At 31.4% G+C, this 20,475-nt stretch carries 17 protein-coding genes; all 17 read left to right on the top strand.

All coding sequences use genetic code 11. The features are described from left to right. Positions 1 to 83 precede the first annotated feature (83 nt). The 17 genes from BS101_RS20570 (at position 84) to uvrC (ending at position 20,426) form a co-directional block, all read left to right on the top strand. Entirely contained in the window at positions 84 to 689 is a 606-nt protein-coding gene (locus BS101_RS20570) for a germination lipoprotein GerS-related protein (protein ID WP_073540556.1), read from the top strand. A 146-nt stretch (positions 690 to 835) separates the two neighbouring features. After that, on the top strand, positions 836 to 2,011 hold the full coding sequence (alr, locus tag BS101_RS20565; protein WP_073540554.1) for an alanine racemase: 1,176 nt from the start codon (positions 836 to 838) through the stop codon (positions 2,009 to 2,011). A gap of 554 nt (positions 2,012 to 2,565) precedes the next feature. After that, positions 2,566 to 2,886 carry a CopG family ribbon-helix-helix protein gene (locus BS101_RS20560; protein ID WP_041701016.1) on the top strand — a complete coding sequence of 107 codons (321 nt, stop codon included), beginning with the start codon at positions 2,566 to 2,568 and terminating at the stop codon, positions 2,884 to 2,886. Further along, a complete protein-coding gene (locus BS101_RS20555) occupies positions 2,846 to 3,196 on the top strand; it encodes a type II toxin-antitoxin system PemK/MazF family toxin (protein ID WP_012103902.1) in 351 nt (116 codons plus the stop codon). Before BS101_RS20560 ends, BS101_RS20555 begins: the two co-directional genes overlap by 41 nt. A 177-nt stretch (positions 3,197 to 3,373) precedes the next feature. Next, a complete protein-coding gene (locus BS101_RS20550) occupies positions 3,374 to 4,198 on the top strand; it encodes a transketolase (protein WP_073540552.1) in 825 nt (274 codons plus the stop codon). Continuing rightward, a complete protein-coding gene (locus BS101_RS20545; RefSeq protein ID WP_073540550.1) occupies positions 4,198 to 5,139 on the top strand; it encodes a transketolase family protein in 942 nt (313 codons plus the stop codon). Before BS101_RS20550 ends, BS101_RS20545 begins: the two co-directional genes overlap by 1 nt. 192 nt (positions 5,140 to 5,331) lie before the next feature. Continuing rightward, on the top strand, positions 5,332 to 6,018 hold the full coding sequence (ftsE, locus tag BS101_RS20540) for a cell division ATP-binding protein FtsE (RefSeq protein WP_073540548.1): 687 nt from the start codon (positions 5,332 to 5,334) through the stop codon (positions 6,016 to 6,018). After that, entirely contained in the window at positions 6,008 to 6,898 is an 891-nt protein-coding gene (gene ftsX / locus BS101_RS20535) for a permease-like cell division protein FtsX (protein ID WP_073540546.1), read from the top strand. The genes ftsE and ftsX overlap by 11 nt, the downstream gene beginning before the upstream one ends. A 201-nt stretch (positions 6,899 to 7,099) precedes the next feature. Then, entirely contained in the window at positions 7,100 to 8,275 is a 1,176-nt protein-coding gene (locus BS101_RS20530; protein ID WP_073540544.1) for a S41 family peptidase, read from the top strand. Between the two features lie 175 nt (positions 8,276 to 8,450). After that, a complete protein-coding gene (locus BS101_RS20525; protein WP_073540542.1) occupies positions 8,451 to 9,740 on the top strand; it encodes a PDZ domain-containing protein in 1,290 nt (429 codons plus the stop codon). 3 nt (positions 9,741 to 9,743) lie between these two features. Beyond that, positions 9,744 to 11,738: an excinuclease ABC subunit UvrB gene (gene uvrB, locus BS101_RS20520; RefSeq protein WP_073540541.1), complete on the top strand. Its 1,995-nt coding sequence runs from the start codon at positions 9,744 to 9,746 to the stop codon at positions 11,736 to 11,738. 25 nt (positions 11,739 to 11,763) lie between these two features. Then, the gene (uvrA, locus tag BS101_RS20515; protein WP_073540539.1) at positions 11,764 to 14,586 is read left to right on the top strand and encodes an excinuclease ABC subunit UvrA; all 2,823 of its coding nucleotides are present in this window, start codon (positions 11,764 to 11,766) and stop codon (positions 14,584 to 14,586) included. Between the two features lie 69 nt (positions 14,587 to 14,655). Next, complete coding sequence (locus BS101_RS20510; protein ID WP_073540537.1) at positions 14,656 to 15,096, top strand: FHA domain-containing protein; 441 nt, start codon at positions 14,656 to 14,658, stop codon at positions 15,094 to 15,096. A gap of 58 nt (positions 15,097 to 15,154) precedes the next feature. Beyond that, positions 15,155 to 16,369, top strand: coding sequence for an FtsW/RodA/SpoVE family cell cycle protein (locus BS101_RS20505; protein WP_073540535.1), 1,215 nt, complete (start codon positions 15,155 to 15,157; stop codon positions 16,367 to 16,369). 4 nt (positions 16,370 to 16,373) lie between these two features. Further along, positions 16,374 to 17,801, top strand: coding sequence for a peptidoglycan D,D-transpeptidase FtsI family protein (locus tag BS101_RS20500; RefSeq protein WP_073540533.1), 1,428 nt, complete (start codon positions 16,374 to 16,376; stop codon positions 17,799 to 17,801). A gap of 133 nt (positions 17,802 to 17,934) precedes the next feature. After that, complete coding sequence (locus tag BS101_RS20495; protein WP_073540531.1) at positions 17,935 to 18,540, top strand: metal-dependent hydrolase; 606 nt, start codon at positions 17,935 to 17,937, stop codon at positions 18,538 to 18,540. Between the two features lie 17 nt (positions 18,541 to 18,557). Next, positions 18,558 to 20,426 carry an excinuclease ABC subunit UvrC gene (uvrC, locus tag BS101_RS20490; RefSeq protein WP_073540529.1) on the top strand — a complete coding sequence of 623 codons (1,869 nt, stop codon included), beginning with the start codon at positions 18,558 to 18,560 and terminating at the stop codon, positions 20,424 to 20,426. Positions 20,427 to 20,475 lie beyond the last annotated feature (49 nt).

The raw sequence follows: 20,475 nt of genomic DNA, 5'->3' as shown, positions 1-20,475 counted from the left end.
AAAGCATTAAATGAAAAAAGTAATATAGGGAGACATAATAGAATAGATTAGTAGTGAAAAACTGTGAAATGTGGAGGTGCAAAGTGACAAAAAAGCTAGTCCTAGGAATTATGTCTTTTGCTTTAATTATATTTTTTTCATCTTGTAATAAAAATACCAGAAATACGGAAGAGATAATATACTATTTAAAGGATTTAAACAGTTATAGCTGTAATGTAAATATGTCCATAAAAAATGCTAAACAGGAAATAAATTATAGTGGAAAACAGTTTTATCATGTTAAATATGGTGATAGATTAGATTTGGGAAAAGATGAAATAATCTTTTATAAACAAAATAAGATAGTTGCAAAACGTATTGGAAGCGGGAATATATATAATTATAATAAAAATTTTAATAGCCTGTTCAAATTTTGCTTTATAGATCAATATATATCATTAATTTACACTAATGAAAAAATTGAAAATTCATTTCAGAATATAGATAACCAGCAGTATCAAGTTATACATTTGGATATACCAGGGAACAATAAAAGTATAAATAAGGCAGAATTATATGTAAATGTAAAAGGTAGTATTCCCACATATTTGATAATATATGATTCTGATGGAAAGGAGAGAATAAAAGTACATTATACTGATTTTAAAGCTAATCCAGAATTGGGAGAAGATGTGTTCAACACAAATTAGTTTTTATTTAGGCATTTTTTAATTCCCATAATATATTCACATTCATAATAAAAAAGGTATATAATTTTAGTATGTTTTTATTTTTTTATAAAAACTGTTTCTTATTAATCTACTAAATAAAATTATAATGGATGGGATGGTATATTATGTTTCAAAAGTATAGACCTGTATGGGAAGAGATTAACTTAGATAACCTTGTATATAATATAGGTCAAATAAAATCTAAAATAGGAAATAAGGAATTGATAGGTGTCATTAAGGCTGATGCTTATGGTCATGGAGCTGTAGAAATTGCAAAAGTGTTACTAGAAAATGGAATAAGTAGACTTGCTGTAGCAATTTTAGATGAGGCAATAGAGCTTAGAAAAAATAAAATTAAAGTTCCTATAATGGTGCTTGGTATAATACCACATGCATTTTTAGATGAAATAATGGATTATGATATAGAACCTATAGTACCTTCTTATAGTTATGCTAGTAAGTTATCTAAATTAGCTGAAAGTAAGGATAAAAAAATAAAAGTACATATTGCACTAGATACGGGAATGGGTAGAATAGGATTTTCCATAGACCCAAATAGTGTAGAAGAGATAAGTAAAATAAGTAAATTGCCCAATATAGAAATACAGAGTTTATTTTCACATTTTTCTACAGCAGATGAAATAGATAAGGCATATAGCTGTGAACAATTTGAAAAGTATAAATTATTATATGAGGAATTAGTAAAGAAAAATGTGAAAATAAATATGAGAACTATATCAAATAGTGCAGCTATAATGGAATTGCCTGATACTTACTGTGATTTAGTTAGACCTGGTATAATAATGTATGGGTATTATCCTTCTATGGAAGTAGACAAGAATAATTTAAGTATAAAACCCATAATGACTTTAAAAGCTAACGTAGTTTATGTAAAAGTACTAGAACCAGGAAGTTATATTGGATATGGAAGAAAGTTTAAATGTGATAGAAAAAGTGTAATAGCCACATTACCTTTAGGGTATGCAGATGGATACACTAGAAGGTTATTCGGCAAAGCAAAGGTTATAATTAATGGGAAATTTGCTCCAGTAGTAGGAAATATATGTATGGATCAATGCATGGTAGATGTAACAGATGTAGGTGAAGTTAATATAGGAGATGAGGTTGTACTTATAGGTGAAAAGGATGGATTAAAATTTAATGCAGATGATATAGCTGAAATCACTGGAACCATAAGTTATGAAGTGCTTTGCATGATAGGTAGAAGAGTTCCAAAATTATATATAAAGGGAGGGGAGGTAGTTAAGATTAAAAATTATGTAATATCAAGTGATTCTTAGGTTATGTCACTGAAGATAATAATACTTGCATATAGTCTTTAAAACAATTGTTTTGTGAAATACAATTATTGAAATAATTACATTTTATGTGTCAAGAAACTGTATCATTTCTTTTAGCAGAATTAAAGTGGCTTGAAGTATATATTGTAGAGTTGTGAATATAAATTTGAAAGTTGGTATAATATATAATATAATAATTAATTAGTAGAATAAAAAATTTATCTGGAATATATAAATACAAATTTTTATGTAGTATAAGTTTTATTACAGTTTATTTTATACTAGGAAGATGTGTATTTTTATAATTTGAAAGTAAATACATATATACATAAATTAATATCTAAAATTTTACATAATAAATTATAATATGCTTAAATAGAGACGTATAAAAGATTATATTAAATATTTATGAAGATAAAAAGCCCTATGTAAAAAATTACAAGTAGAAAAATGATGAAATTATAGATAATTTCTTTGACACAATTATAGATTTGGTAATATAATTGGTTTGTATATATCTTTCGCTTAGGGTAATAGGAGGTATTAATTTGTATATGTCAACTTCAAAGAGATTAGTAATAAACCTCTCAGAAACACTATATAATGAATTCAACAAGGCACTCAAAGAAGATTGCAAAAAAAGAAGTGAATTTATTAGGGAAGTTATCATATTATATATTAGTGAGAAAAAAAGGTTAAATAAAATATCAGAAATGGAAAAAGGGTATAGGGAAATGGCGCAGCTTAATCTTGAATTCGCAGAAATGGGCTTTGCAAGTGACATGAAAGAATTTAAAGAATATGAAGCGAAGCTTTCGGAGAGTGATTTGCAAGATGACAACAATAGTGAAAAGAGGAGATATATTTTATGCTGATCTAAGTCCAGTGGTTGGATCTGAACAGGGAGGGGTAAGGCCTGTTATAATAATACAAAATGATGTAGGCAATAAATACAGTCCTACAGTAATTGTTGCAGCTATTACCTCTCAGATAAATAAGGCAAAACTTCCAACACATGTGGAAATATCATCAGAAGCCTATGGACTTAACAAAGATTCAGTAGTATTACTTGAACAAATAAGAACTTTAGACAAAAGAAGATTGAAGGAAAAGATTGGCCATATGACAGATGTTGACATGGAAAAAGTAGATGGAGCACTTTTAGTAAGTGTTGGACTTCAATAAATACTTCATATATAATTAATTGTGTGCCAATAATTTTAATTTTATAAATAACTTTACCGATATAAACCCCTGTGTTAAACCACAGGGGTAAAGTTTTGTATGGTTTTTGTATATAAAAATAAAATTTTATGTTAAAATAACTATAAAAAGTTTTTAGTTTATTAGGAGGTTAAGTTTGTGGAAAAAAATATAGAAAAACTTGAGAAGATTGCAGTGTCTATAAGAAAAAATATAATAAAAATGTTAACTAAAGCTGGTTCAGGACATCCAGGAGGTTCTTTATCCATAGTGGAAATTTTAACTGTTTTGTATTTTTATGAAATGAATATCAATCCACAGAATTTTAGGGATTTAAATAGGGATAGATTTGTACTGTCAAAAGGCCATGCGGCCCCTGCACTTTATAGTACCCTTGCCGAAAGGGGATATTTTAATGTAGATGAACTTCAATCCCTTAGAAAGTTAGGCTCTATGCTTCAAGGTCATCCTAATATGAATGATGTACCTGGGATAGACATGTCCACGGGCTCTTTAGGTCAAGGAATATCTGCAGCAGTAGGAATGGCATTAGGCGGCAAGATTGACAATAAGGATTATAGAGTGTATGCCATACTTGGAGATGGAGAACTTGAAGAAGGAGAAGTATGGGAAGCTGCTATGGCTGCAGCACATTACAAATTAGATAATCTAACTGCTTTTGTAGATGCCAATGGACTTCAGATAGATGGTCCTTGTGAGGAAGTAATGTCTGCATATCCTATTTCAGATAAATTTAAAGCATTCAATTGGAATGTTATAGAAGCAGATGGTCACAGCTTAAAAGAATTAATAGATGCAGTTGAGGAAGCCAAATCAGTTAAGGGTAAACCTACTGTGATAATTTGTAGTACTATTAAAGGTAAAGGGGTTTCTTTTATGGAAAATCAGGTGGGCTGGCATGGAACGGCACCTAATATAGAACAGTGCGAGAAAGCTTTAAGGGAAATGGGAGGTGAAGAGTAATGTCAAATAAAATAGCAACTAGAGAAGCTTATGGAAAAATATTATTGGAATTAGGAGAAAAAAATGAAAAAATAGTGGTTTTTGATGCAGATCTCTCTAAATCCACTAAAACATGCAACTTTGGGAAGGCATATCCTGAAAGATTTATGGATATGGGTATAGCTGAATCTAATATGATGGCAGTGGCAGCAGGAATTTCCACCTGTGATAAAATACCTTTTGTAAGTACCTTTGCTATATTTGCTACAGGAAGAGCCTTTGAACAAGTGAGAAATTCAATATGTTATCCTAATTTAAATGTTAAAATATGTGCTACTCATGCAGGAATTACTGTGGGTGAAGACGGAGCATCTCATCAGTCTGTGGAAGACATATCCCTTATGAGGAGTATACCTAACATGACAGTTATCTGTCCAAGTGACGCTGTAGAAACAGAAGAGGCTATTAAAGCTATAGTGGAGACAAAGGGTCCCTGTTATGTGAGGCTTGGAAGATCTGGAGTGCCTGTTATAAATGATAATAAGGATTATAAATTTGAAATTGGAAAATCAGTAAAACTGCGGGAAGGGAAAGATGCAGTGATTATAGCTACCGGTATAATGGTAGACGCAGCACTGGAGGCTTATAATATATTGGCTGAGGAAGGTATAAAGGTATCAGTTTTAAATATACATACAATAAAACCTATAGACAAAGATGAGATAATAAATGAGGCCAGAGGAACAGGGGTTGTTATAACTGCAGAAGAGCACAGTATTATTGGAGGACTTGGTTCTGCAGTGTGTGAAGTTTTAAGTGAAAATTTGCCTACTCCTGTGGTAAGAGTAGGGATAAAAGATACTTTTGGAGAAAGTGGTAAGCCTGCTGAACTTTTGAAAGCTTATGGATTAACCGCAGAAGATATAGTTAAAGCAGTGAAAAAGGGATTGACTTTAAAATAAATTATTATAAAAACGATGCTATATAATTTTATAACATCGTTTTTTAATTGAGCATATTAAAATATAATGTAAATTTCATTTTAATAATTTATTTAATGTTAATAATTTTACAATTTTGGTTTTTGGACCTTTATGATATAATAAACTTTATAATGTGACAATTTTTGAAAATGTTAAGTATAGGAGGTTTACATGATAGAGTTTAAAAACGTAAGTATGGTTTATAATAATAACATATTTGCATTATCTAATATAAATTTAGAAATAGAAAAAGGTGAATTTGTTTTTTTGGTAGGTTCCAGCGGAGCTGGAAAAACTACCTTTGTAAAAGCACTTTTAAAAGAAATTCAACCTACAACTGGTGATATTATAGTTAATAATATAAATGTCACAAATTTAAAGAGAAGGCAAATACCTTTTTATAGAAGAAAGTTAGGAGTAGTTTTTCAAGACTTTAGGTTAATACCTACACTTAATGTGTATGAAAATGTAGCTTTCGCAATGAGAGTTATAGAGGCTCCTTTAAAGGAAATAAGAAAAAAAGTACCTGTAGTATTGTCTTTAGTGGGATTATCCAGCAAGTATAAATCATTTCCTCATGAACTCTCCGGTGGCGAGCAGCAAAGAGTTTCTTTGGCAAGGGCTATAGTAAACAACCCTTCTATATTAATAGCAGATGAACCCACAGGAAATTTGGACCCGGATACTTCTATGGATATAATGGATACCATAAATGATATAAATCATGCAGGAACTACAGTACTAATGGCAACCCATGCAAGTAGCATAGTTAATTCCATGAGGAAAAGAGTTATAGAAATAGAAAATGGTATAATTGTAAGAGATGAGCAAAGGGGTGCATACGATTATGAGGATTAGTACCATAAGTTTTTTTATAAAAGATGCTTTTAGAAGTTTAAATAGAAATAAGACTATAAGCATAGCAGCAGCAGCCACAGTGGCAGCTACACTATTTATATTTGGTATAGCTATACTTGCAATGCTTAATATCAAGCAGGGCATAATGGAAGTTCAATCAAAAGTAGAGGTAAAAGTTTATCTTGAAGACAATATAACTAAATCTCAAAGAGCTAATATTGAAAAAAAAGTTAATTCTATAGATGGTATAGTCAAGTTGACTTATGAAACAAAATCTGAAGCATTGAATAAATTTAAAAGTCAGTTAGGAGAACAAAATAAGTCTCTTGTAGAAGGGTTAGACAAGGACAACCCTATTCCTAGTGCATTTATAATTAAGGTTAAAGAACCTGAAGTTGTTTCTACAGTAGTTGAAAATATAGAGGGTATGCCTGGCATATATAGTATTCAAGATGGAAGAGGTATTGTAGATAAGATTATAGCTATAAGTAGAACTATAAAATGGGCAGGAAGCATTATACTTATAATACTGATTGGAGTTTGTTTATTTTTAATAGGAAATACTATAAGAATAACATTGTATTCCAGAAGAAAAGAAATAGGAATAATGAAATATATTGGAGCTACAGACTGGTTTATAAGATGGCCTTTTATTATAGAAGGTATTATAATAGGCCTGATAGGAGCGTTAGTTTCAAACATAATATTATATTATTTATATAAGATAGTGTATAATAAGGCGTCTAATGCTCTTATAATGATTCAAATGGTTAATCCCCAATATATAATTACCAATATTCTGGGTGTATTTGCCTTGGCAGGTATAATTATAGGTGCGGTAGGCAGTGTACTATCTATCAGAAAATTTCTTGCAGTTTAGGTTTTTCAAAAAATTTATCTATGGTAAATACATAAGTGGAGCATGTAGAATATTTTGATTTCTGCATGCTGATTTTATATATTCTATTGATAAAGTATTAATAATAGTGGTGCAAATTTATTTTTTTTAGTGTTATAATTATTTAAGATTTACATAAATACTATATATAGTGAATGTTTCAGAAAACGAGGTGTTAATAGATTGAAAGTCAAGAGGAATTGGATAGCATATACTGTGGTTATTGTAATTATAACAAATGTTCTTACCATGTTTGGTACAGTTAGTTTTATAAAAAACGCTCAGGGAAATGCAGTGGGTAAATTTGAAAAGTTGTTTGAAGTGAGAAATCAATTATATAAGTATTATTATGGTTCTATAGATGACAGCGTGTTAGTTGAAGGAGCTATTAAAGGTATGACAGAATCTTTGAATGATCCATATACTGTATTTATGAATAAGAAGGAGTTTGAAAGTTTTAGTGCTCAAACTGAAGGGAATTATTATGGAATTGGAATCCAAGTTATGGCAAAAGAAAATAATATTGTTGTAGTGGATGTATTCGATAATTCTCCTGCAAAACAACAGGGAATAACTTCTGGTGATATAATACAAAAAGTGGATGGTACTGCTGTAACTGGGAAAAATTTAGATAAGGCTGTATCTCTCATAAAAGGAAAAGAGAATACGGAAGTTACCCTTGCATTATATAGAGAAAGTAAAGGCAGTTTTGATGTAAAGGTTAAAAGAAAAAAAATAGATATTAATACTGTAAAAGGTGAAATGCTGGAAGATAATGTGGCCTATCTCCAAGTAGATATGTTTGATGAGAATACAGCAGAAAGTTTTAAAAATGAATTAAAGAAATTAAGTTCCCAGGGGATGAAATCTCTAATTGTGGATTTAAGAGATGATCCAGGAGGTATGCTAGATCAGTGTGTAGATATGGTTTCTAATTTTGTTCCAAAGGATAAGGTGATAGTTTCAACTATAGACAAATATAAAAATAAAAAAGAATATAAGTCAAAGGGAGGAGATTTTAATAATCTACCTGTGACCATACTTACCAATGAAAACACAGCTAGCGCTTCAGAAATATTTTCAGGGGCATTAAAAGATTATAAGCTTGCTACTATAGTTGGAAAAAAGACTTATGGGAAAGGGGTAGTTCAGACTATATTGGATACTGGAGATAGCACTGCACTCAAAGTTACTATATCAAAGTACTACACACCTAATGGCAGTGATATAAATAAAAAAGGAATAAATCCTGATGTAGAAGTGGAATATCCAGATGAGCTTAAAGAGTCCAGTTATGATAGGAGTAAAGATCCACAGTTTAATAAGGCCTATGAAATAGCAAAAAACAAAGTAAAATAATTGGATTTTGGATTTAATTGTAAATATATTTGGGATTTTTAAGTTAGGCAGACAAACTCTGTCTAATTTAATTTATTTAACTATTGTACTCATGGGTTTAAAACTAAAAAAATTTTAAAATATTAGAGAATTTTAAATTTAAGAATTTTGTTTATGGAGAGGGGAATTAACTTTAATGATACTACTGTACACATTAAAATCTGTAGCTTATGCACTTACAGAACCATATTTGGTGCTTCTTTTGGCTATATTAGCATTTACATTGTATAGAAAAAATAAACAGACAGTCATAATGCAGCAAATGATAATTGGAGAAAAAATTAATTCTCCTTTTGAACTCACAATATCCCAAATTGTAATAGGAATTTTCGGTGGAATTCTTGTAAGTGTCATTATGTCTTATCTTGGGGTAATTTTTGATGAAAATTCAGCTATAGATTTGATATTTTTAGCATCAATAATTTTTATGTTTTTTAATCCTAGATTTATATGTTTTTCTTATTCAGGTGCAATATTGGGATTCATAAGTATTATATTGAGTGTATTGTCACAGGAACTTAATATAGCTAGTTTGAATTTCTTAAAAATAGATGTGGTTTCACTTATGAGTATGGTGGCTATATTACATTTAGTAGAGGGAATTTTAATCATTATAGATGGTAAAAGGGGAGCTATTCCTGTTTTTACAAGCAAGGATGGAAATATAATAGGCGGATTTGCACTTCAGAGGTATTGGGCTATTCCTATGGCTATAATTTTTATGCTTCATCCAAAGTCTATGATAGGCAGCTTTTCACAGATATCTGTTCAGGATTGGTGGCCCTTAATAAATAATTCTATACCACATAGTATTTTACAAAATGCAGTTATGGTGTTAATACCATTCTATGCAGTAATGGGATACAATAGTGTAACATTTACCAGGGATGTTAAACAAAAAACAGCTATGTCCGGAGGACTTATAATTTTATATAGTTTAGCTTTATTTGGAATAGCACAGGCTGCTGTTTTTAATATATGGCTTAAATTTTTGGCATTGGTATTTGCACCGTTGGCCCATGAGGGAATCATGTTGCTTCAGAGAAGTGTTGAAATGAAAGGCAAACCTAAATATATAAGCAGCAATGAAGGTATTATGGTATTAGCTGTAGCACCTAACTCTCCTGCTAATGAAATGGGAATTAAAAGTGGAGATCTGTTAGTGGAAGTAAATAGTGAAAAAATCGAAAGTGAAGACAGAATAATGGAGATAATAAAAGAATGTTCAAATTTTATATGGTTTAAAGTAAAAAGGGTAGCTGGAAATTTTGAACAGGTTAGTTACAATAGAATGAATAAGAATAAAAGACTTGGAATAGTTTTTGTTCCTAGGAATGTTCCTAAAAATAGTATGGTAGTAAAACTAGATAAAAATAGGTTCTCAGAAATATTAAATAAAATAAAAAACAAGGATAAGGATGATTGATAAATGGGAAAATTTAAAGTGCATTCTCAATTCAGCCCTACGGGAGATCAACCACAGGCTATAGAAAGTATATCCGGTCATATTTTTAAGGGAAATAAGTTTCAGACACTGCTTGGAGTTACTGGTTCTGGCAAAACATTTACTATGGCAAATATAATAGAAAAAGTGCAAAAACCTGCACTGGTGCTTGCCCATAATAAAACTCTGGCGGCACAGCTTTGTTCAGAATTTAAAGAGTTTTTTCCAGAAAATTGTGTGGAGTATTTTGTGTCTTATTATGATTACTATCAACCAGAAGCATATATAGCTCAAACAGATACTTATATAGAAAAAGATGCATCTATAAATGATGAAATTGACAAATTGAGGCATTCTGCTACTTCTGCACTGCTTGAGAGAAGGGATGTAATAGTAGTTGCTTCTGTATCTTGTATCTACGGGTTAGGAAATCCAGAGGAGTATAAAAAATTGACTTTATCTTTAAGACAGGGAATGATAAAGAATAGAGATGAAGTACTTAAAAAATTAGTAGAAATACAATATGAAAGAAATGATTTAAACTTTATAAGAGGTACTTTTAGGGTAAAAGGAGATACTGTGGATATATTTCCTGCTTCTTCCACAGAACGTGGTATACGTGTGGAATTCTTTGGAGATGAAATTGATAAAATACGGGAATTTGATGTATTAACAGGGTCAACTCTTGGAATAAGAAAACATGTTTCAATATCTCCTGCATCTCATTTTGCCACTTCACGAGAAAAATTGGAGATATCCATAGGAAAAATAGAGGCAGAATTAGAGGAGACACTTAAAAAACTTATAGCTGAAGATAAATTGCTGGAAGCCCAGAGATTAAAACAGAGAACCAATTTTGATATAGAGATGATGAGGGAAATAGGCTATTGCAGTGGTATTGAGAATTATTCCAGAATATTGGATGGAAGACCAAAAGGAAGTCCTCCTCAAACTCTCATAGATTATTTCCCGAAGGATTTTCTATTATTCATAGATGAAAGTCATGTTACCCTTCCTCAAGTAAAAGCCATGTATGCAGGAGATAGGTCTAGAAAGGAATCTTTAGTAGAGTATGGTTTTAGGCTGCCTTCTGCTTTTGACAATAGGCCTTTAAAATTTGAGGAGTTTGAGAAAAAATTAAATCAAGTAGTATTTGTAAGTGCAACTCCTGCAGAATACGAATTGAATAATTCCGAAAATATAGCGGAACAAATATTAAGACCTACAGGATTATTAGATCCTGAAATTTTAGTAAAACCCATTAAAGGCCAAATTGATGATCTTTATAATAATATACAAGAAACTATACATAGAGGATATAGAGTGCTTGTTACTACTCTTACTAAGAAAATGGCAGAGGATTTAACAGAGTATTTTAAAGATATGGATGTAAAGACTAGATATCTTCATTCCAGTATAACTACCATAGATAGAATGAAAATAATAAGAGATCTGAGAAAAGGAGAATTTGATGTATTAGTAGGAATTAACTTACTGCGAGAAGGACTTGATATACCGGAAGTTGCACTAGTTGCAATTTTAGATGCGGATAAAGAAGGATTTTTAAGATCAGAAAAATCTCTTATACAGACCATAGGAAGAGCAGCGAGAAATTCTGAGAGTAAGGTTATAATGTATGCAGATACCATTACAAATTCTATGGATAAAGCTATAAGTGAAACTAAAAGAAGAAGACAGATACAAATAGAGTATAATAAAAAGAACGGTATAAAGCCTAGAACTATTGATAAAGCCATTAGAGAAATAATAGAATCTACTATGATTTTAGAACAAGAAGAGACATATAATACTTTAGAAGAAGCTGTAAAGGCAGACCATAAAAAAGTGGAAGAACTTATTAAAGAGTATGAAAAGCAAATGGCTGCAGCGGCTAAGGAATTGAGGTTTGAGGAAGCAGCTAAACTAAGAGACAAGATTGTAAAGTTAAAAAAACAGAAAAAACAAAATATCTATAAATAACTAAATTATCTAAGGAGTAAAATTAATGAAAAATAGCATAGTGATAAAAGGTGCTAAAGTTCACAATTTAAAAAATGTAGATTTAACATTACCTAGAGATAAATTCATAGTGTTCACTGGACTTTCAGGTTCGGGAAAGTCTTCTTTAGCTTTTGATACATTATATGCAGAAGGACAGAGAAGATATGTAGAATCTTTATCTGCATATGCCAGGCAATTTTTAGGACAAATGGATAAACCAGAAGTTGAATATATTCAAGGATTGTCACCAGCCATATCTATAGATCAGAAGACAACTAGTAGAAATCCTCGTTCTACTGTAGGAACTGTTACTGAAATATATGATTATTTAAGATTATTGTATGCTCGTATAGGAGTGCCACACTGCCCTAAATGCGGCAGGAAAATAACACAGCAGACCATAGACCAAATGGTAGACAGGGTTATGGCTATGGATCAGGGAACTAAGATACAAGTTCTTTCTCCTTTGGTAAAAGGGCGTAAAGGAGAGCATGTAAAAATTCTGGAGAATATAGTTAGAAGCGGATTTGTAAGGGCCAGAATTGATGGAAATATAGTAGACCTTCAAGATGAGGAAGTAAAGCTTGAAAAAAATAAAAAGCATGTCATTGAAGTAATAGTAGACAGGATTGTAATAAAAGAAGAAATAAGAAGCAGACTGGCAGATTCTATAGAGATGGCACTAAAACTGTCAGAGGGAACAGTTATTATAAATATCATTGCAGGGGAAGATATTTTATTTAGTGATAAATTTGCATGTCCAGATTGTGGAATAAGCCTGGGAGAAATTACTCCAAGAACTTTTTCCTTCAATGCTCCTTTTGGCAAGTGTGATACCTGTGATGGACTTGGCACATTACTTGAAATAGATGATAATCTCATAATACCTAATAAGAAGAAAAGTATATTGGAGGGAGCTGTAATGTGCTGGGGAGAAGGAAGTCTAAAAGAAGACTCATGGACTTTTAGTATATTGAAAGCTTTATCTGGTAAATATAATTTTAAGTTAGATACTCCTGTGGAAAAATTGGATTCTAATATTTTAGATATATTACTGCACGGGTTAAAGGGAGAGAAGATAAGAGTCAAATATAAGAAAGAAAACAGAGTGGTGGATTTTAATCATTCCTTTGAAGGAATAGTAAATAATTTAAAGAGAAGGTATATGGAAACAAATTCAGATTATGTAAAAAGAGAAGTAGAAAATTATATGAGCCATAATCCATGTCCCAAATGTAAAGGAGCAAGGCTGAAACCTGAAGTTCTTGCAATTACAGTGGGAGAAAAGAATATCTTTGAATTATGCAGCATGTCCATAAAAGATGAGCTAAAATTTTTTAAAGAAATAAAATTATCTGAGAAAGATACTATTATAAGTGAGCAGATATTGAAAGAAATAAATTCTAGGTTGGAATTTTTAATAGATGTGGGACTGGATTATTTAACTTTATCTAGAACAGCAGGAACTCTATCAGGTGGGGAAGCTCAGAGAATAAGACTTGCTACACAAATAGGATCTAGTTTGGTAGGAGTGCTCTATATACTAGATGAGCCAAGTATAGGACTTCATCAGAGAGATAATGACAGACTAATTTCCACTTTGAAACATTTAAGAGACCTTGGAAATACGGTTATAGTTGTAGAACATGATGAAGATACTATAAGAGAATCAGATTTCATAGTAGATATAGGACCAGGAGCAGGGGAGCATGGAGGAGAAGTTGTTGCTTGTGGAAGTGTTTCAGATATTATAGAATGTGATGCTTCTATAACAGGTCAGTACTTAAGCGGTAAGAAAAAAATAGAGGCACCGGAGTACAGGAGAGAAGGAAATGGGAAATCTATAAAGGTAATAGGAGCCAGAGAAAATAATTTGAAAAATGTAAGTGTGGAATTTCCGCTTGGGGTATTTAATTGTGTTACTGGAGTATCTGGTTCTGGGAAGAGTACTTTAGTAAATGAAGTATTATATAAGGCCCTACATAAAAAATTGAACAATTCAAGGCATAATCCTGGAAAGCATGAAGGCATTTTAGGGATGGAAAATATAGATAAGGTAATAAATATAGATCAAAGTCCCATAGGAAGAACTCCAAGGTCAAATCCTGCAACTTATACAGGGGTATTTGATATAATAAGACAGGTGTTTTCAAATACCAATGAAGCTAAAATGAGAGGATATAAACCAGGACGATTTAGCTTTAATGTAAAGGGGGGAAGATGTGAAGCTTGCAGCGGTGATGGAATAATAAAAATAGAAATGCAGTTTTTGTCAGATGTATATGTTCCCTGTGAAGTATGTAAAGGTAAAAGATATAATAGAGAAACACTAGAAGTTAAATATAAGGATAAAAATATCGATCACGTACTTAATATGACTGTAGAAGAATCACTGAAGTTCTTTGAAAATATACCAAGAATAAAAAATAAATTACAGACTTTAATGGATGTAGGACTTGGATACATTAAATTAGGTCAACCATCAACACAGTTATCTGGAGGGGAAGCTCAGAGAATTAAATTAGCTTATGAATTATCTAAGAGAGGTACGGGAAAAACCATATATATATTGGATGAACCTACTACAGGACTTCATATAGATGATGTGAGTAAACTTATAAATATACTTCAGAGAATTGTAAATGCAGGAAATACGGTAGTTGTCATAGAGCATAATTTAGATGTTATAAAGTGTGCAGATTACATCATTGATCTTGGACCTGAAGGAGGAGATAAGGGTGGAACTATTCTCTGTACAGGTACCCCGCAGCAGGTAGCTGAAAATAAAGACTCCTATACAGGACAATATCTAAAAAAGATGTTATAATTTACGTAAAGACTAGCTGCTGTACTTATAATGCTAGTCTTTACATGTGTTAAGGGAGGATATTTTTAAATGGATCTAAGTAAATTAAGTATGATTTTTAAAATCGTAATTATAGGTATAGTCTATATTATAATATTTTGGGCATTAGGAATAATGTATAAAGATATAAAAAATGGAGGTAAAAAAAGTAGAAAACTAATCAGAAAATCCTTTGGACTTGAAGTAGTTAATCCAGGTAAAAATTCAAATCTTAGAAGAGGTGCTGTAATTCCTGTAAGAAGAGAAGTGACCATAGGAAGGAAAAGTGATAATCAACTTATATTGGAAGATCCGTATACATCAGGTCATCATGCTAGAATTTACATAAAGAATGCGAAAGATTGTGTATTAGAAGATCTCGGAAGCACTAATGGAACTCTTTTGAATGGCAAAAAATTAAGAGGAAAGCATTATCTAGCGGCTGGTGATGAAATTAAAATTGGAAATACAGCTTTTAAAGTTATAGGATAGTTTGCTTAAACACTGTTGAAATAGAAATTTACTATAATATTTATAGGTGGTGGATATATTGGATACTACTAGAGACGAGAAGAAACTATTAAGATATACATATTTATTATGTTTTGTCTGTTTCTTGAATTTAGCAATAATAAAGCAGCCCTTTGATAAAGGGGCCATGGTGATGGCAGTTGTGGTCTGCTTATTAATAGGATATTCTTATTTTGTAATAAGAAAGTTTTTTTCTGATGGAGATAAATACATATTTATTTTTTCAAGCATATTATCAGTTATAGGTATGGTAATGTTGTATAGAATAGATATGACAGTTGCCATTAAACAGATAATATGGTTTGCAATCGGGGTAACAGGCTTTATACTTATTGTAGTTTTAATGCCGGATACCAGCAGATTTAGCAAGTATAAATACATATATTTAATATGCACATTGATATTTATGGGAATGGGTACAGTTGTGGGTAGTGCCACAGGAAATGAAATAAATGGTGCTAAAAACTGGGTGAATTTAGCGGGAATTCAATTCCAGCCTTCAGAATTTGCAAAATTGTTTTTAGTAGCATATTTGGCATCAGATTTAAAAAACTATAAAAATTTTAAAAACTTAATAGTACCAGGTATAGTAGTAATGATATCTTTAGCTTTTATGGTACTTCAAAAGGATTTGGGTTCTGCCCTTATATTTTTTGGAATAGCTATAACCATGCTTTATATAGCTACTTCTAAATTCAGGTATGTATTGATTTGTTTTTTACTTTCGTCCGGAGGAGCTTTCCTCAGTTATAAGTTATTTAATCATGTTAGAACTAGAATTATGATATGGAAAAATCCCTGGCCCTATGCCACCAATGAAAGTTATCAAATTGTACAATCTATGTTTTCTATAGCCTCTGGAGGCCTTACAGGTACAGGCCTGGGACTAGGGCATCCAGAATATGTTCCTATTAACACTACGGATTTTATATTTGCTGTACTTTGTGAAGAATTAGGAATATTAATAGGTTTTTCTATAATAATATTATATTTTTTATTATTTTATAGATGTATGAGAGCTGCGGTATATGGTAATGATGAGTTTTCAAGACTTCTTGCAGTAGGTTATAGTGCAATGATAGCATCACAGGTTTTAGTTATAGTGGGAGGAGTTATGAATGCAATTCCTCTTACAGGTATAACTCTTCCACTAGTGAGTAGGGGAGGCAGTTCCATGCTTATAACATTTTTTTCTTTAGGTATAATACAAAAGATATCGGAAGAAGGTAGGTAGTAAGATGAATGACATATTGAATAATATAAAAAAGGTAATGATGGTTTTTTTAATATGTTTCATAGCACTCATTTCTTATATGACTTATTTTGAGATGGCCATTGGACCTAATATAGTCAATAATGCTTATAACAGAAGATTATGGATAAAGAGGAATGAGGTGCTTAGAGGAACTATATATGATAGGAATGGGAATGCTCTCACTAAAAGTGAACCTATAGATCAAGAAAATCAAAAAAGAGAATACACCGGAGGTGCAATGTTTGCCCATGCACTAGGCTATGTAGACATCAAGTATGGAATTACAGGACTTGAAAGAAAGTATGATGAAGAATTAATGTCTACAAATATTAAGGATAGTATAAAAAGCCTCATTGAGAATAAAGGAAAAACTCAAAAAAAAGTTGGTAATAATTTAAAAACAACTTTGGATTTAGAGACACAGAAAGCAGCTTATGATTTATTGGGAGATAACAAAGGAGCAGTAGTGGTATTAAATCCTAAAACTGGAGAGGTAATAGCCATGGTATCAAAACCATCTTTTGATCCAAATGATTTAGGAAGTACTTGGGAGCAGTTGAATAAAGACGAAAATAGACCTCTCATAAATAGGGTTACAGCAGGACTTTATCCACCAGGATCTACTTTTAAAACCATAACTGCCATAAGTGCTTTAGAAAATATAAGTGGAATTCAGGGAAGGTATTTTCAGGATACCGGAGAGTTATATATAGGAGGGGATTATACTCTTCATAATTTTCAAGGGGAAGTTTTAGGGAGTATTAATTTTAAAGATGCATATACTCATTCTAGTAATGTATATTTTGGCTCTCTAGGTCTTGAACTTGGGAATGAAAAATTAAAACAAACTGCAGAAAAATTTTTCTTTAATAAGGAAATTCCTGCAGACGGTATACCAGTAGAACCTAGTAAATTTCCTGAATTGAAATCTTATGAAAAAGGAAGTATAGCCCAGAGTGCCATAGGACAGAGCAGCGATTTGGCAAGTCCCCTTCAAATGGCAGTGGTTACAAGTGTTATAGCAAATGGCGGAGTTTTGATGAAACCTCATCTGGTAAGTGATGTAACAAATAGTCAGGGAGAGGAAGTAAAGAATATACAACCAGAACAAGTAGGTCAGATAATTTCTTCAGATGTAGCTGCTACTATGAAAGATGTGATGAGATCTGTAGTAGAATCAGGAACAGGAACCAATGCTTCTGTAGAAGGAGTGGAAGTGGCAGGAAAAACTGGAACAGCAGATAATGAATCACAAGGGAAAAATTCCGCTCCACATGCCTGGTTTATAGGATTTGCGCCTTATGAGGATCCCCAGGTAGCAGTGGCGGTGATTGTAGAGAATGGAGGACAAGGAGGAAAACTAGCTGCTTCTATAGCATCAGAGGTGATAAGGACTGCACTTCGAAAATAGTTAAAATTTAAATTTTTATCGGGAAATTTCGAAGCAAAAGATAAAGTTTCTCTGAATTTAATGTTATAATATAGGTACTTAAAAAGTCGTTAAATGGAAATTTGATATTATAATTGTTTTTAAAGGAGAAAATATGAAGGGTAAAACTCATGCAGGTGTTGGAGTAGTTACTTTTTTATCTGTTTATGATATACTTCCCGGAAAGTTTAACTATATTGGTATTTTTGTAGTTATATTTGCATCCATACTCCCAGATATAGATCATCCAAAAAGTATAATAAATAAATATATACTTCCTTTTAGAAATAAGCTTACTAAAATTGTTTTTTATAGTTGTTTAGGAACAATATTACTTTGGTACGATTATTTATATAAAGGGGAGCCCGTAATTAAGGCCATTGGTATATCATTTTTTATAATAGCTTTATCTACTCACAGAAACGGACTAACTCATAGTTTAACAGGCATGATAATGTTTTCCTTTATTATAGGATATTTAGGGAATATGTATAATTTACATTATTTAGTATATTATTTTATTATAGGTTATGGCATGCACCTATTATGTGATATGATTACAGATAGAGGAGTACCATTGTTTTATCCTTTTAAAAATAAAAAATTCAAGATGCCTTTAACTTACAAGACTAATTCTAAAATTGGTTGTACCATAGAAGAACTTTTAATGATATTCGGGCTTTTATTTACTATATATAAACTTCCAGTTATATATAAATAATCTTAGGAGTGAATTTAGTGTTTGATTTTGAGCAGCAGTTAAAAATATTGCCGGATAAACCTGGAGTATATTTAATGAAAAATTCTTTAGGAGAAGTAATATATGTAGGAAAGGCAAAGGTCTTAAAAAATAGGGTTAGACAATATTTTCAGAAGTCTAAAAATCATTCTGAAAAAGTAAGAACAATGGTTAAACATATTTCAGAGTTTGAGTATATAGTTACAGATTCTGAGATGGAAGCCCTTGTATTAGAGTGTAATTTAATAAAAAAATATAGACCCAGATACAATATATTGTTAAAAGATGATAAAATATATCCACTTATAAAGATAACTCTAAATGAAGATTTTCCAAGGATAATATGTGCCAGAAATAAGATAAAAGACGGGGCAAAATACTTTGGACCCTATATAAGTACGGGGGCAGTTTATGAAACCATGGAGGTTATAAAGAAGATATTTCCTATAAGGAACTGCAGGCTTAACATAAAAACAGGAGATGTAAAAGGTAGACCTTGTCTAAATTATCATATAGGATTGTGCAAGGCACCGTGTACTGGTCATATCAGTAAAGAAGAATATGGGAAAATTATATCAGGAGTTATGGATTTCTTATCAGGAAAGAACAAAGATATAATTAAAAAACTAAAAGAGGATATGGATGCTTCATCTCAAAATATGGAATTTGAGAAGGCAGCGGAACTGAGAGACAAGATTTTTGCGTTAGAAAAGATTATTGAAAAACAAAAAATAACCACTGGCGGTTTTGAAGATGAAGATTTTATAAATATACACTCTGATGAAAAAGATAGTTGTATTCAAGTGTTTTTCTCAAGAACGGGAAAAATAATAGGAAGAGAACATTTTATTATAGAAGATACGCAGGATCTTCCTAAGGGAGAAATAATAGCAAACTTTATTAAGGAATTTTATGGAGGTACAGCATATATAGCAAAAACCATATATGTACCGGAAATTTATGATGTTCAATTATTAGAAGATTGGCTTAGTATTAAAAAGAATTCTAAGGTACATATTAGAATACCCCAAAAAGGCGATAAAAAGGCAATTTTAAATTTAGTAGAAAAAAATGCTAGGACCACTTTACAGAACTTTAAATTAAAATTCATTCAAGATAAAAAAATGTATGAAACGTCTCTGGAAGAACTTATGGAAATACTTAATCTGGATGATATACCGCATAGGATAGAAGCCTATGATGTATCTAATATTCAGGGGGTAGATTCTGTAGGTACCATGGTGGTCTTTGAAAATGGAAGGCCAAAGCATAACGATTATAGGAGATTCAAAATTAATGGGGTAAAAGGGGCCAATGATTATGAGAGCATGAAAGAGATCCTAAGAAGAAGGTTCCAAAATGGTATGGAAGAAATAAAGAGAATAAAAGAAAAGGAATTGGAGTTTAGTGCAGGAAAATTTAGCTTTTTTCCTGATTTGATTCTTATGGATGGAGGAAAAATTCAAGTAAGTGCAGCTCTTGAGGTATTAAAAGAATTTAACATAGATATAACTGTATGCGGCATGGTAAAGGACGACAAACATAGAACTAGGGGACTTGTTTATAAAAATGAAGAAATGCCATTGAATAGGAACTCTAATATAATTAAACTCATTACCCGAATACAGGATGAAGTTCATAGATTTGCTGTCACTTATCATAGAAGTCTTAGAAGTAAGAGGGTACTTCATTCTGTATTAGAGGATATACCCAATGTAGGAGTTAAAAGAAGAAAAGAGCTTTTAAAGAGATTTTTAAGTGTAGAAAATATAAAAAAAGCAAGTATAGAGGAGCTTATAAATACCCCCTCTATAGATATGCGTACAGCAGAAAGTATAATTTCTTATTTTAGAGGATATAAAAGTTAAACCAATTTAGTTTTATATGGCAATATATTATAATTAGTGGTATTAAATA

It is taken from the genome of Clostridium kluyveri (assembly GCF_001902295.1).
Classification (GTDB): domain Bacteria; phylum Bacillota; class Clostridia; order Clostridiales; family Clostridiaceae; genus Clostridium_B; species Clostridium_B kluyveri_B.
The sequence above is the reverse complement of the archived record's forward strand: the minus strand, read 5'-3'. Positions and strand labels throughout refer to the sequence as shown.